The sequence below is a fragment of the Muricoccus nepalensis genome (assembly GCF_006438825.1).
Taxonomy (GTDB): domain Bacteria; phylum Pseudomonadota; class Alphaproteobacteria; order Acetobacterales; family Acetobacteraceae; genus Roseomonas; species Roseomonas nepalensis.
Genome location: NZ_RCZP01000020.1, coordinates 89,886 through 101,547 on the forward strand (window position 1 = coordinate 89,886; position 11,662 = coordinate 101,547).

15 protein-coding genes and 3 pseudogenes are annotated in these 11,662 nt (G+C 65.2%); 7 read left to right on the plus strand and 11 right to left on the minus strand.

Features of this window, described 5'->3' with window-relative positions:
• The first annotated feature begins 19 nt into the window (after window positions 1-19).
• From EAH89_RS18320 to EAH89_RS31400, 4 genes are all read left to right on the plus strand, one after another.
• Complete coding sequence (locus EAH89_RS18320) at window positions 20-424, plus strand: DUF2382 domain-containing protein (RefSeq protein ID WP_277753857.1); 405 nt, start codon at window positions 20-22, stop codon at window positions 422-424.
• Window positions 421-1,425, plus strand: a complete 1,005-nt coding sequence (locus tag EAH89_RS18325; protein WP_140885156.1) for a YsnF/AvaK domain-containing protein — start codon at window positions 421-423, stop codon at window positions 1,423-1,425. The genes EAH89_RS18320 and EAH89_RS18325 overlap by 4 nt, the downstream gene beginning before the upstream one ends.
• A 151-nt stretch (window positions 1,426-1,576) precedes the next feature.
• Window positions 1,577-1,828 carry a hypothetical protein gene (locus EAH89_RS18330; RefSeq protein WP_140885157.1) on the plus strand — a complete coding sequence of 84 codons (252 nt, stop codon included), beginning with the start codon at window positions 1,577-1,579 and terminating at the stop codon, window positions 1,826-1,828.
• Window positions 1,829-1,849: 21 nt separating this feature from the next.
• Window positions 1,850-1,999: a hypothetical protein gene (locus tag EAH89_RS31400; protein ID WP_161993666.1), complete on the plus strand. Its 150-nt coding sequence runs from the start codon at window positions 1,850-1,852 to the stop codon at window positions 1,997-1,999.
• Between the two features lie 319 nt (window positions 2,000-2,318).
• Here EAH89_RS31400 and EAH89_RS18335 read toward each other — a convergent pair whose 3' ends face one another.
• The 6 genes and pseudogenes from EAH89_RS18335 to EAH89_RS18360 form a co-directional block, all read right to left on the minus strand.
• A complete protein-coding gene (locus EAH89_RS18335; protein ID WP_140885158.1) occupies window positions 2,319-2,591 on the minus strand; it encodes a hypothetical protein in 273 nt (90 codons plus the stop codon).
• A complete protein-coding gene (locus tag EAH89_RS18340; RefSeq protein WP_140885159.1) occupies window positions 2,588-3,361 on the minus strand; it encodes a Crp/Fnr family transcriptional regulator in 774 nt (257 codons plus the stop codon). The genes EAH89_RS18335 and EAH89_RS18340 overlap by 4 nt, the downstream gene beginning before the upstream one ends.
• A 326-nt stretch (window positions 3,362-3,687) precedes the next feature.
• Complete coding sequence (locus tag EAH89_RS33495) at window positions 3,688-3,927, minus strand: DUF6894 family protein (RefSeq protein ID WP_140885175.1); 240 nt, start codon at window positions 3,925-3,927, stop codon at window positions 3,688-3,690.
• A gap of 177 nt (window positions 3,928-4,104) precedes the next feature.
• The gene (locus EAH89_RS18350; protein ID WP_140885160.1) at window positions 4,105-4,380 is read right to left on the minus strand and encodes a hypothetical protein; all 276 of its coding nucleotides are present in this window, start codon (window positions 4,378-4,380) and stop codon (window positions 4,105-4,107) included.
• Window positions 4,381-4,592: 212 nt separating this feature from the next.
• Window positions 4,593-4,880, minus strand: a pseudogene (locus tag EAH89_RS31985) (transposase); the annotation flags it as partial.
• An 11-nt stretch (window positions 4,881-4,891) separates the two neighbouring features.
• Window positions 4,892-5,597: pseudogene (locus EAH89_RS18360) on the minus strand (transposase).
• Window positions 5,598-5,807: 210 nt separating this feature from the next.
• Between EAH89_RS18360 and EAH89_RS18365 the strand changes: the two are divergent.
• The gene (locus EAH89_RS18365; RefSeq protein ID WP_161993668.1) at window positions 5,808-6,056 is read left to right on the plus strand and encodes a phosphopantetheine-binding protein; all 249 of its coding nucleotides are present in this window, start codon (window positions 5,808-5,810) and stop codon (window positions 6,054-6,056) included.
• A gap of 104 nt (window positions 6,057-6,160) precedes the next feature.
• Here EAH89_RS18365 and EAH89_RS18370 read toward each other — a convergent pair whose 3' ends face one another.
• From EAH89_RS18370 to EAH89_RS18385, 4 genes are all read right to left on the minus strand, one after another.
• The gene (locus EAH89_RS18370; protein ID WP_140885163.1) at window positions 6,161-6,397 is read right to left on the minus strand and encodes a helix-turn-helix domain-containing protein; all 237 of its coding nucleotides are present in this window, start codon (window positions 6,395-6,397) and stop codon (window positions 6,161-6,163) included.
• On the minus strand, window positions 6,394-6,630 hold the full coding sequence (locus EAH89_RS18375) for a helix-turn-helix domain-containing protein (RefSeq protein WP_161993669.1): 237 nt from the start codon (window positions 6,628-6,630) through the stop codon (window positions 6,394-6,396). The genes EAH89_RS18370 and EAH89_RS18375 overlap by 4 nt, the downstream gene beginning before the upstream one ends.
• A gap of 274 nt (window positions 6,631-6,904) precedes the next feature.
• Window positions 6,905-7,411: a hypothetical protein gene (locus EAH89_RS18380; protein ID WP_140885164.1), complete on the minus strand. Its 507-nt coding sequence runs from the start codon at window positions 7,409-7,411 to the stop codon at window positions 6,905-6,907.
• A gap of 145 nt (window positions 7,412-7,556) precedes the next feature.
• A complete protein-coding gene (locus EAH89_RS18385) occupies window positions 7,557-9,383 on the minus strand; it encodes a potassium transporter Kup (protein WP_241667089.1) in 1,827 nt (608 codons plus the stop codon).
• A 391-nt stretch (window positions 9,384-9,774) separates the two neighbouring features.
• Between EAH89_RS18385 and corA the strand changes: the two genes are divergently transcribed.
• Window positions 9,775-10,743 (plus strand): magnesium/cobalt transporter CorA, encoded by a 969-nt coding sequence (corA, locus tag EAH89_RS18390; protein WP_140885165.1) that lies wholly within the window; start codon window positions 9,775-9,777, stop codon window positions 10,741-10,743.
• Between the two features lie 199 nt (window positions 10,744-10,942).
• Here the strand turns inward: corA and EAH89_RS18395 are convergent, their stop codons facing one another.
• The gene (locus EAH89_RS18395) at window positions 10,943-11,236 is read right to left on the minus strand and encodes a hypothetical protein (RefSeq protein WP_140885166.1); all 294 of its coding nucleotides are present in this window, start codon (window positions 11,234-11,236) and stop codon (window positions 10,943-10,945) included.
• A 220-nt stretch (window positions 11,237-11,456) separates the two neighbouring features.
• Between EAH89_RS18395 and EAH89_RS18400 the strand changes: the two are divergent.
• A pseudogene (locus tag EAH89_RS18400) lies at window positions 11,457-11,662 on the plus strand (helix-turn-helix domain-containing protein); the annotation flags it as partial.

Consider the following 11,662-nt stretch of genomic DNA (forward strand, 5'->3'; position numbering starts at 1 on the left):
CGAGGAGGTCATTCCACTGATCGAGGAGGTCCTCCACCTCGGCAAGCGGACTGTGGAGACGGGGCGCGTCAGGGTCTCACTGACCACCGAGACGGTGGAGGAGACCCTGCGCGAGACCTTGCGCAGCCGACACGCCGAGGTCGAGCACGTGCCCATCGGCCGCGAGGTAAGCCAAGTACCGGTGACCCGACAGGAGGGGAACGTGATCATCGTTCCCGTCGTCGAGGAGGTCCTCGTCGTCACGAAGAAGCTGGTTCTCAAAGAGGAGATCCACCTGCGCTTCGTCGACAGCGAGGAGAGCGTGGAGCAGGCCGCCGAACGGCGGGTACAGCGAGCCACGGTTGAGCGGCTGGTCCCGAAACAAGCGGCCTCGGCTGCTGGGGCGGCCGAACGGACGGAAAACCCGAAAGGAAGCCAACAATGACGCGTACCATCACCGCCATGTTCGATGTTCGGACGGCCGCCGACGCGGCCGTCAGCCAGCTCACCCGCGAGCTCGGCCTCGGCAGCGGCCAGGTCCAGGTGCACGCGGCCGAGACCGCGTCGACCGGAACGGCCACCTCGGGGGCGACCGCTGGGGATACGGGCTTCTGGGGGTCGCTGAAGGACCTCTTTGTCCCCGACGAGGACCGTACAGCCTACGCCGAAGGGATCCGCCGCGGCAACTACGTGGTCTCGGCCCAGGTTGACGAGAGCAAGATCGACCAGGCCATGAACATCCTGGAGCACAACGGGGCGGTGGACCTCGACTCCAAGGAGGCCGAGTGGCGGCAGTCGGGTTGGACCGGCCATCCGGCCGCCGCCGCAACCGGTGTGGTCGGGACGTCGCCCGCCAACTCCGAACTGGGCGTGGTCGCGACCGGTGCGGTTGCCACGGGTGCGGTAGCCGCTTCAGCACCGGTGACCGGCCAAACCTCCATGCCAGCGCCGGCGGCCTCCACCACCCGGACCGGGGGCGAGGAGGTGATCCCGATCGTCGAAGAGCAGGTCCGGATCGGCAAGCGCGACGTGGAGCGCGGCCGGGTGCGGGTGCGGTCCTACATCGTGGAAAGGCCGGTGACCGAGCAGGTGACGCTGCGCGAGGAGCACGTTGACGTGCAGCGGCGCGCAGTAGACCGGCCGCTGACCGATGCCGACGAAGCGTTCCGCGAGCGCGTCATCGACGCCACCGAGCACTCGGAGGAGGCCGTCGTCAGCAAGGAGGCGCGGGTCAAGGAGGAGCTGGTCATCCGCAAGGACACCGGTGAGCGTACGGAGACGGTGCATGACACCGTCCGCCGGACCGAGGTCGAGGTGGACGACACGACCGGCACGGCGGCTGGCGTCGGCGTGACGGGCAGCAACCCGCCCGGCACCGCCGCAAGCCGAGCCGTTGACGATACACTCGGCACCAACCTCAGCGGCGCCAACCCCAACAAGCGCTGAAGGCACCTGGACCAAGGATAAGAATGAACAGGGTGGGGGCACAGCCCCACCCTGTTTTATCACCCAGGCAAGCTATAAGTATTGAGTGTGCTCGACAGCAATCTCAGCATGAGCACGGGCTTGCGCGGCCACGACGCCCGGAGACAAAGCCTTGTCGAAGATGGTCTACACCGTGACACCCGCTGACGACGGTTGGGCAATCGTTCAAGAAGCAAACCGTTATACCGGCTACAAAACCGACGCAACGGCGATCAAGTCTGCCATTGCGGTCGCGAGCAAGCTTGGTCTCAGCGGCCATGAGACCTTCGTGATGCTGCAAAGTCCGGACGGGTCGCTGAAGCAAGTGTTTGCGTCTGATCCTGCGCCGCCGACCATCGACAGCATGATGGATGAAGTCAGATAGCGCGTGTCGCCCGAAGATCCGATGAAGCTGCCCTCCGCTCCGCCGCTGCCGCCCCTGTTGGCGCGCCTGCTGGAGGAGGCGCTGGTGCAGGTGAGCCTCGATAAGGGAGACCTTTTGATGGTGCGGGACGGCCGGGTGCTTCTGTCAGAGACACCGGCCAACGATCCGTAGTTGGAACCTGTTCTCGTGCCCAACTCAGCCAAGCCGCGCTTCGCGGCCGGCGGCCTCTGAGCGCTCGGCGCGGAAGGGCCGGCAGGAGGGGCGCCCTGCCGGCCCTTCCACTTCCCAGAGCGCGACGACCAACCTCGCCCCGAGAAGTCCGAGGGGGGTGGTGCACCAGCTTTTGCTGACCACACCGGCCCAGGCCGTAATTCACCGCCGGAGCGAGCTGAATTGGGGATGGCCCTCTCGTGTGCCGATCAGACCACGAGAAGGTAAAGGCGGGCTTGAGGCAGCGCCTCACTTGAGAGCACAAAACGCAGCCGGCAGGTCATGGCGACAGGCGCGACCCACCGGCCGGGATGCCACTCAGCCTGCCCGCAATCCAGTGCTTGGCGGCCTGCAGGTCGGAGAAGGTCGGGGGCACAGTCACGTGAAGCCGGCCGAAGCCATGCTCCAGGAACCAGTGCCCCACCGCCTCGTGTCCCTCGGCCAGCCGCACGAGCACGGCGACCAGGAAGTCCCCGGCGAACACCAGCTGCCCATCCTCGTCCGCCGCGTCCGTCCCTAGCCGCACCGGGGTCAAGGTGAGGTCCGGGCTCATGCGGCGGCCTCGTGGACCTGGTGCAGGTACGTCGCGTCGAAAAGGGCGCGCTTCTGCAGTTTTTCCCAATCCAGGATGCTGACCACAGAGTTGGTCCAGGTGATCAGCCCGTCCCGTCGGAGGTCCTGCAGCACGCGGTTCACGTGCACATGGGACAGGCCGAGCGCGTCCCCGATGTCGGCCTGGGTCACCGGCATCTTGAAGGTGTCGTTCGGGGCAAGGTCCACCCCCCGGAAGCGCAGCAGCATCTCGCAGATGAGGTGGGCAATGCGCTCGTGGCCGTCCCGCCGGCCGACCCCGATTAGCCACTCCCGGAAGATGGCGGCGTCGATCAGCGTGTCGCGCCAGAACGCGTGCAGTAACCCGGGGTAGGCATGCGTCAGATCGCGCATGCTCGTGTGCGGGATGAACGCCGCCTGGGTCGGCATCATCGCGGCGACGGAGTGGTCCATGACCCCGATGTGGAGGCTCTGCAGGTCGGGCATGTCGCCGGGCGTGTGGAAGGCCATGATCTGCCGCCGCCCATCGGGCAGGAGCTTATAGCGGCAGGCAAAGCCCTCCAGGACCAGGCAGCACTCGCTCGGGGTGTCGCCCTCTCGCACGATGTCCTCGCCCCTGGCGTAGCTCCGGACGGTCATGGGCAGGTCGAGGAGCGCCTGCCGCTCCTCGGCCGTCAGGTCCGTGATGCTCTGCAGCTTGCGGACGAGGCGGTGCCGCTCGGGCGGACGGTCCGAGTGTGGCGGGCCGTAAGAGGTGGTGTGCTGCTGCATGGCGCTCTGCTCCAAAGAGGCAGACCTGATCCATGCTCAGAGCGCCCCAAACCGGTACGTGGAATTCATAACGGCGGACTTTCCGGAGGACAAACGCTGGCTGATCCTCAACCCCGCCCGGGGCAGCTGTCTCGACTTCTCCCCTACCAAAGAGGGTGCTCCATCGGAACTGCCGGCGACGGCCCCGGTGAACCGGCCAGACCGGGTTACTGGAAGCTTTGGAGGTGGCGGGAGCGCGACGATCAAGCCGCTGCCCTGATCAGGTCAAGAGGGGTGCGGAGGAGGCCCGACGGTTGGTTAATGCGGGTGGTGCTTGGTTGGGACGTTCATTCCACCAGCTTCGGCGGGTCCAGTACGACTTGCATTGCAAAGAGGACCTGTCCGCCTTCTCCCGTCAACTCTAAGCGCCAGGGGTGGCCTTCACACAGCCCTCCCGAGTTCTCACAAAGGATGCTGCCAGCCGTTGCAACGGCCTTGGCGCGTGCTGCCCGAAGGTCGGGTAACTCGGTTCCAACCATATCCGGTGAGAAGAAGCTGTCACGAACGTGGAAGAAGTAACGGGGTATAGGCGGACCTGCCTGTGATCCACTCCCTCTAAAACCTTCCTTGCCTCAGGTCCGTAACCCATGTGGTTCCACTGGCACGTACCCGTTTGACGGCTCCACAGGATGCCAGCGTGCGACGATCAGCAGCGCCTCGAGAACCAGACGATGAGCCATGAGGCCCGCCCGCCACCAATCTGACTAGGGCTGCGCCGGTAATCTCTCAAAAGCTTCCAGGCGGTTGAACTCGGCATCGAACAGGGCAGCCATCCGAGTACGGAGGGCGATCGCCTTCACAAGGTCTCCCCTGAGCGGCGCGTTCGCCAGGACCTGCTCCATCTGCGCGCGCAACCTAAGGATCAACGGCAGCCGGTCACCCTCCGTCTGGCGCCGGACCATCGCCTCCAGAGCCCCCTCCAAGGATGCCGCGACCATGCGCCCAAGATCATCGTGCTGAGGGTTCGAAACATCGTTCATGAGCTACGTCCTCTTGTCGGTAGACCCACGCGCCATGTGGAAGAGAAAATCTATTGCAAATGTAGCATAACGGCATTTATCATGCATGTGTTACAAAATAATTTGATTGCGATTTAACAAGTAATCGATCCGAGATTATTTGGTTGGGAGTGTTGAATGGTTCGCGATGGCGAAGGTGAAAGCTTGTCTGACCTGACGTCTCAGAGCCCGCTTCATAACGTCTGAGCCAGCCGCCTGACGAGGACCATGGCTGCGGCGAGGGTGAAGAAGGCGACGGCGGAGCTGACGGTCGCCTCGTGGTCGCGGGCGAGGCGTCGGCACCGGCCGAACCACGCGAAGGATCTCTCCACCACCCAACGCCTGGGCTGCACAGCGAAGCCTTTCTGCCCGGGTGCCCGGCCGACGATGCTGACGGCAATCGACGAGGCCTGAGCCACGCGGGACCCGGCATAGGCGCGGTCGGCAAAGCAGCGAGCGAGGAACGGCCATGGACGGCGCGACANAGCCCGCTTCATAACGTCTGAGCCAGCCGCCTGACGAGGACCATGGCTGCGGCGAGGGTGAAGAAGGCGACGGCGGAGCTGACGGTCGCCTCGTGGTCGCGGGCGAGGCGTCGGCACCGGCCGAACCACGCGAAGGATCTCTCCACCACCCAACGCCTGGGCTGCACAGCGAAGCCTTTCTGCCCGGGTGCCCGGCCGACGATGCTGACGGCAATCGACGAGGCCTGAGCCACGCGGGACCCGGCATAGGCGCGGTCGGCAAAGCAGCGAGCGAGGAACGGCCATGGACGGCGCGACATGGCCAGGAGGGCCGCACCCCCTCGGCTGTCGTGCAGGGAGGCTGGTGAGACCGCGGCCAGCAGGAGCCTGCCGTCGGTATCCACCAGGGCGTGACGCTTGCGCCCCGTCACGTTCTTCCCGGCATCGTAGCCGCGAACACCCTTCACGCCGACACCGCCCGAGCGGGCGGACTGGGCGTCCAGCACGGCCGCCGTCGGTGAAGAACTCGCGCGGCAGGTGGGCCCAGGCACAACCCGTCCGAAGCACGTACAGGATAGCGTCGACCACCAGCCGCATCGGCCAGGACCGTGGTCGCCCGGTGTGCGCTGGACGGGGCAGGAAGGGCGCGACCACCGCCCACTCGGTATCGGTCAGGCACGTTGCATAGGGATGAGAGCCGCGCGCAAGCTGCACGCGGGCGGCAGGGGTCCACATGGGCCACCTCGAAGGACGTCAGACACCCTCCGAACGCGTAGAACCCCCGCCGCTCACCCCAACCCAGCCGTTATGAAGCGGGCTCTTAAATGGCTGCTGAGGAAGTAGCTGGTCATCCTACAGCCGGCCTGGCTTGCGGATGAGGGCCCTTTAACGTTGTGGTCACGGGAGGCCAAAGCGTAGTGGTTGAGATGGCGCTGGAGATGGTGGGTGGCTGAGGATGCGGTTCGCACGACGATCCTGGAGGTCTTGCGCCCGAAGGTGGAGCAGGCCGGCCTCTCGGTAGAGGCTCTCGCCGAGCAGGACCTGGTGGGCCTTGGCATCATCGACTCTCTCGATGTGATGACCTTGATCGCGGAGGTCGAGCGACGGACCGGCAGCGCCTTCCTGTGGGACCTGTTCGACGCCGAGGAGGGCTTGAGCGTCTCCGCCCTCGCCGCGGCGTTCCAGGCGAAGTGAACGCAACGGTCAAACCACTGTCTCGATCCCGGGCGAAAGGGGAGGAGGCCGTTGGTTGATGCGCGTGGCGCCTTGTCGGAACGTTCAGCTCCAAGTGGTCCTGGTCACCTCTTCTCTGCCTCGCGCATCCGCACTCCGGCGCTGTTTGCGCTCCCGGGGATGAACTCCACACCGGCGGCCTCCAAGCAAGTGCGGATGGTGGCGAGCGTCAGCGCCTTCGGCCGCCCATTGCCCGCTTCGACGTAGCGCACCGTCTCCACCTTGATGCCGGCGTGCTTGGCAAGTTGCACTTCGGTCCAGCAGAGGAGGGCTCGAGCTTCACGGCACTGCTCCGGTGTCATGAGCCAGCCTTCCGAAGTTTCACGCCCGGCTCACCACCGTTGGTGAAGGTAACGCCCGCTGCCTCGAGGGCGCGCTGCATGGCATCAAGGCTGGTGCGCCGGGGAAGCGTGTTGCCGCCTTCGAAGCTTTTGACAGTGGACAAACCAATGTTTGCAGCACTTGCGAGCTGCTGTTGCGGCCAAGCCAACAGCGCCCGGGCTGCCCGGCAGGTCACAGGGGAGATTTCTGCCATCGCCGAACGATAGCAACCATTTTAGTTATGAGCAAAGAGGGGCTGGTGCCGCCAGAAAGGTCTCATCACACCTCGACGCGAGAGCCCAGCTCAACGACCCGGTTCGGTGGTATTCGGAAGCAGTCCGACGACCGCATGGCGTTGCGGACAAGCTAGCTGAACACCCCCTCCTGCCAGGCCGATAAGCCCGCCTGCTCGGTCTTCTCGCTGTTTGTGGCCGCAAGGTTCAAACATCCGGCTCTAAACAGCACTCGGTGAGGGAGCAGGCGGAGCGTCAGCTTCTGCCCAGCAGCCGACGAAGTAAGCCAGGACGCGGCGTCAGCGGCGACACCGGCTCAGTCTTCTTCGCCATGGCTGAGGAGGGATGCCAGACGGGCTGAATCAGAGGACGGTCCGCCACTCCCCGTTCCAGCAGCTGTCGATCCCGACTGCTCACGTCCGAATCAAGCATGATGAACCCAACAAGTCGGATTGGCGGTCCGTCAGGATGGATAGTGTATTGCCAGAAGGAGCGATGACCCAGGTCGTGCCAGTGCTCGTTCAGAGTGCCAGGTTCGGGAAGCTCACCTCTTGCCCGAACCTTTGGAAAGTCGCACTCGAAGATCAGTTGCACCTCAACCTTAGCCGGATGGGGCTTGCCTGATCGGGGATGGGTCACGTGGTAGAAGTGCGGGTAGGCCTCAAGGCTGTTGGGGGTGCCAACGTTGGCTCCGAAGATCATACGTTCACGGATAATGCCAATGGCGTTGCTTGCGCTTGTGAGATGCGTGATCTTCTCCACGCTGCCTCCAGTTTTCTGGCGCCTCCAACATAGTCGCTGATGAACCGTCTGTCGCAGAGCTAACAGCCGCGATCACACCGGTGTCAGGGCCAACGACGAGGTGCAGCCTCGTCAGACCAGGCGGTCCTTGCTGCCCATATCGTTCCTACACCTCCACGCGGGAGCCCAGCTCAACGACCCTGTTCGGTGGCACCCGGAAGTAGTCCGACGACCGCATGGCGTTGCGGGCGAGGTAGCTGAACACCCCTTCCTGCCAGGCCGACAGGTCCGGCCGCATGGAGGCAACTGGCACATCGCGGCCGACGAAGAAGGAGGCGGCCTGCGGGTCCAGGCCAAAGGCTGCTCCATGGACCCGCAGCGCGGCCGGTACGTTGGGGTCCTCGGCGAAGCCGAAGCGCAGCGTGGCGCGCACGACGCCGCATCCGAGGTCTTCCACCGACAGGCGCTCGGCTTCGGGAACCCGCGGCTGCCGTTCCGCCTCGACCCGCAGGAGCCATACCCTCTCGTGCAGCACCCCGTTATGCCGCAGGTTGAGCGCCAGGGCCGTGGGCACCGTGGTCCTCTGCCCGCTGAGGTAGATCGCCACGCCACGCGTGCGCGGCGGCGCGTCGGGGCCGGAGAGGCGGCCGATGAAGGCGTCGAGTTCCTGGGCGTCCTCGTCGCGCCGGGACGCCAGCACCGCCTTTCCCTTGCGCCACAGCAGGGACATGGTCAGGCACGCGGCGCCGACGAGCAGCGGGAACCACCCTCCATCGGGCACCTTGTGCAGGTTGGAGGTGACAAAGACGAGGTCGAGCAGGAGGAAGGGCGCGCCCACGGCCAGCACGAGGGCCGGGGGCTGCCGCCACTGCCCCAGGGCCACCACCGAGAGCAGGAGGGTCGTGGCCAGCATGTCCCCCGCCACGGCGATGCCGTAGGCGTTGGCCAGCGCGGTGGACGAGCCGAAACCCAACACGAGGCCCAGCACGGCGGCAGCGAGGATCCAGTTCACCTGGGGCAGGTAGACCTGCCCGGCGGCATCCTTCGAGGTCTGCCGGACCTCCAGGCGTGGCACGTGCCCCATCTGGATGGCCTGCTGCACCAGGGTGAAGGCGCCGGAGATCACGGCCTGGCTCGCGATGACGGTCGACGCCGTGGCGAGCAGAACAACCGGGATCAGCAGCCAGGAGGGGAACAGGCCAAAGAAGGGGTTGGCGGCGGCCGACGGGTCGGTGATCACCACCGCGGCCTGCCCCAGGTAGTTCAGCACCAGGGCCGGAAGAACCAGCAGGAACCAGTCCAGCCGGATCGCTCGCCGCCCGAAGTGCCCCATGTCGGCGTAGAGCGCCTCGCCCCCCGTGAGAGCCAGGAAGGCGCTGCCGAGGACCAGGAAGGCGCCGGTGCCGGGCGCGTGGATGAGGTAGTCCCAGGCGTAGGTAGGGCTCAGGGCAGCGAAGACCTGGGGGTGCCTCAGCGCGTGCACCAGCCCGGCAATCGCCAGCACCGCGAACCAGGCCAGCATGACCGGACCGAAGAAACGCCCGATCGCCGCACTGCCGCGGCGCTGCACAAGGAACAGGAGGGCGAGGACAACGCAGGCGAGGGGCACGACGTAGGGCGTCAGAGCGGGGGTGACGACGTGCAAGCCTTCCACGGCCGAGAGGACGGAGATCGTTGGGGTGATCATCGCGTCGCCGAAGAACAGGGAGGCGCCTGCCAGACCCACCATGAGGACCGTTCCACGCCAGCGCTCCGGAGCGGCGGGCAGGGCAAGGGACAGGAGGGAGATGGTCCCGCCCTCGCCGTGGTTGTCGGCGCTCATGACCAACAGGACATACTTGATGCCGACGACCAGCAGCACGGCCCAGAAGATCAGGGAGGCGATGCCGAGCGCGGGATCTCCCCCGTGTCCGGCCGAGTGCAGGGACTCCTTGAACGCGTAGAGCGGACTGGTCCCGATGTCGCCGAACACCACGCCGAGCGCCGCGAGCATGATGCCGGGCCCTGCTGGGTGCTCGGTCACCGGAGGAGGAGAGCGGGATGGCGCGGGTGACGGCTGGTTCATGTCTGGGGTCACCCGGCGGTTCCTGCGTCTTATGGTTTCGCCTGTAACGCCCGGTCATGACCAACGGAACGCGGCTGACGAAAGGCTCATGGAACCGCAAGGTCGCAACATCGTCCCGCTCCGGGAACTCCCATCAGCCCGCGGGACGCACTCGGCCGTTCGCCGCCCTCAGGGATCGGGCTGTACAAGGGCGAGCAACCCCTTGGTGCTGGAGATCCTCCCGGCCGCACCCGCCCGGTGGATCGGGACAGGCACGGGCGCCTGCCACTAAGGGGCCGGACGATCGTTATGATGGTGCTGCTATAATCGAGGTCCGGAAATGACAGTGGTCGCGGCGCACCTCTACCGCCAAGGCGAGCGGCTCCAGGCTCTGGACGTCAATAAGCCGAACCCGTGCACTGGCAACCCCAACGAGTTCGCCTGGATCGGGCTGATTGACCCCACGGCGGAGGAGCTGAAGCAGCTTCAGGAGACCTACAGGCTTCACCCGCTCGCGGTCGAGGATGCCCTGAAGGGCAATCAGCTCCCGAAGGTGGACGTCTACGGAGAGCAGCTCTTCGTGCTGGCTCGGACGGCTCACCTCGAGGACGACCACATCACCTATGGTGAGACAGCGCTGTTCGTCGGCCGCAACCACATCATCACCGTTCGCCATGGATCAGGCCGAGGGCATGCTGAACTGCGTGCTCATCTGGAGGCTGCGCCGAAGCTCCTCGCGCACGGCGTCGACTACGTCTTGCATGCGGTGCTGGACTTCATCGTCGATGGTTACCTGCCGATCGTGGAGACCATCGAGGAGGACGTGCTTGCCATGGAGCAGCACGCGATCGCCAACTTCCTCGATGGCGAGCAGGTCACCCGCTTGTTCCATCTGCGTCGCCAGCTGATCCGCTTCCAACGTGTTCTCGGTCCGATGGGTGAGGTCTGCTCCAAGCTGGTTCGTCTCGATCTTCCCTGTGTTGATGCCGATGCCCGCCCGTACTTCAGCGATGTTCTCGATCACGTCCGCCGGGTTCAGACCATGGTGGATGCCCTAAGGGAGGTGCTGACGTCGGTGTTCGAGGTGAGCTCTTTGCTGGAGCAAAAGAGGCAGGGTGTCATCACCCGTCAGCTCGCCGCCTGGGCGGCCATCCTGGCGGTGCCGACCGCCATTGCCGGCATCTACGGCATGAACTTCGAGAACATGCCGGAGCTGAAGGCGGAGTACGGCTACTTCGTAGTCCTTGGTGTCATCGCCGCCCTCTGCGTTACGTTGTTCGTCAGCTTCAAGCGCGCGAAATGGCTGTGACCGGCGCCGGTGAACCGAAACAGGAGGAACGACCCGGCAGAACGGCACCGAAAAGATGCCGGTATTGCTGCCTCTTTCTTCCACTCGACCTTCGATCGGACCATTTCGATGGTACGCTGCTGTGGATGCAGCAAGTGGTCACCACTGGCTAATGACGCCTGCTATTCACCAGAAGAAACCGTAAGACCATGCTGGTTCGTCAAGCTGCCATCGCTCGAACGATAGCCTGCGCGAGTGCAGCCAAGCCCGCGAAAGCCACGGCTTCATCCCAGCGGTTAAGGCTCGCAGCCAGGAAGCGTTCCCGGTTGGAGACGGCGTAGCCGACGGTCACGAAGGAGGCCATGACCAGCATCGGCACTGGCGTGACGGGCCGTGCCGTCAGGATGTGGATCAACGTGCACCACGCCCCAATAAAACCGCCAACCAAGCCTACTCGCGCCACGGCCTGAGCCGATGCAGGGTCATCCCTTAGGAACTCGGGCTCCTTGGCCATCTCAGGCGACCTGCCGGACACGGGGCCGTGCAATCGCGGCTGCTGTGGCTTCCTCCTGCTCCATCACCAGGGTGAGCGTGTGGGAGAGCCTTGCCACTGTGGCTGGTTCGGCCCGGGTCAGCGGCAGCCTTATACTAAATCTCGGAGACCCTGACTCTCGTGGGGGATTCCCTCATGGGGCCGGATCGTGATTCAAGATGGCGAACGCTGGAGGTTCGCCATGGCCATTCCGCTTCGGGGTGACTTCGACGCGGTTCGCCTGCGCGTGGCAGCGCGACGGACGAAGGATGCGGCTCAGGCCCGGCGGCTGCTTTCGCTAGCTGCGGTTTACGATGGTGCGACGCGGACCGAAGCGGCCAGGATCGGCGGCGTGACGCTGCAGATCGTCCGGGACTGGGTGCTGAAGTTCAACAGCGCCGGTCCTGA

Bases quoted from the DNA above. Each gene is read 5' to 3' on its own strand.
- EAH89_RS18325 (WP_140885156.1), top strand. From the start codon at position 421: ATGACGCGTACCATCACCGCCATGTTCGATGTTCGGACGGCCGCCGAC.
- EAH89_RS31400 (WP_161993666.1), top strand. From the start codon at position 1,850: ATGAAGCTGCCCTCCGCTCCGCCGCTGCCGCCCCTGTTGGCGCGCCTG.
- EAH89_RS18335 (WP_140885158.1), bottom strand. From the start codon at position 2,591: ATGAGCCCGGACCTCACCTTGACCCCGGTGCGGCTAGGGACGGACGCG.
- EAH89_RS18340 (WP_140885159.1), bottom strand. From the start codon at position 3,361: ATGCAGCAGCACACCACCTCTTACGGCCCGCCACACTCGGACCGTCCG.
- EAH89_RS18350 (WP_140885160.1), bottom strand. From the start codon at position 4,380: ATGAACGATGTTTCGAACCCTCAGCACGATGATCTTGGGCGCATGGTC.
- EAH89_RS18370 (WP_140885163.1), bottom strand. From the start codon at position 6,397: ATGACACCGGAGCAGTGCCGTGAAGCTCGAGCCCTCCTCTGCTGGACC.
- EAH89_RS18375 (WP_161993669.1), bottom strand. From the start codon at position 6,630: ATGGCAGAAATCTCCCCTGTGACCTGCCGGGCAGCCCGGGCGCTGTTG.
- EAH89_RS18385 (WP_241667089.1), bottom strand. From the start codon at position 9,383: ATGCTCGCGGCGCTCGGCGTGGTGTTCGGCGACATCGGGACCAGTCCG.
- corA (WP_140885165.1), top strand. From the start codon at position 9,775: ATGACAGTGGTCGCGGCGCACCTCTACCGCCAAGGCGAGCGGCTCCAG.
- EAH89_RS18395 (WP_140885166.1), bottom strand. From the start codon at position 11,236: ATGGCCAAGGAGCCCGAGTTCCTAAGGGATGACCCTGCATCGGCTCAG.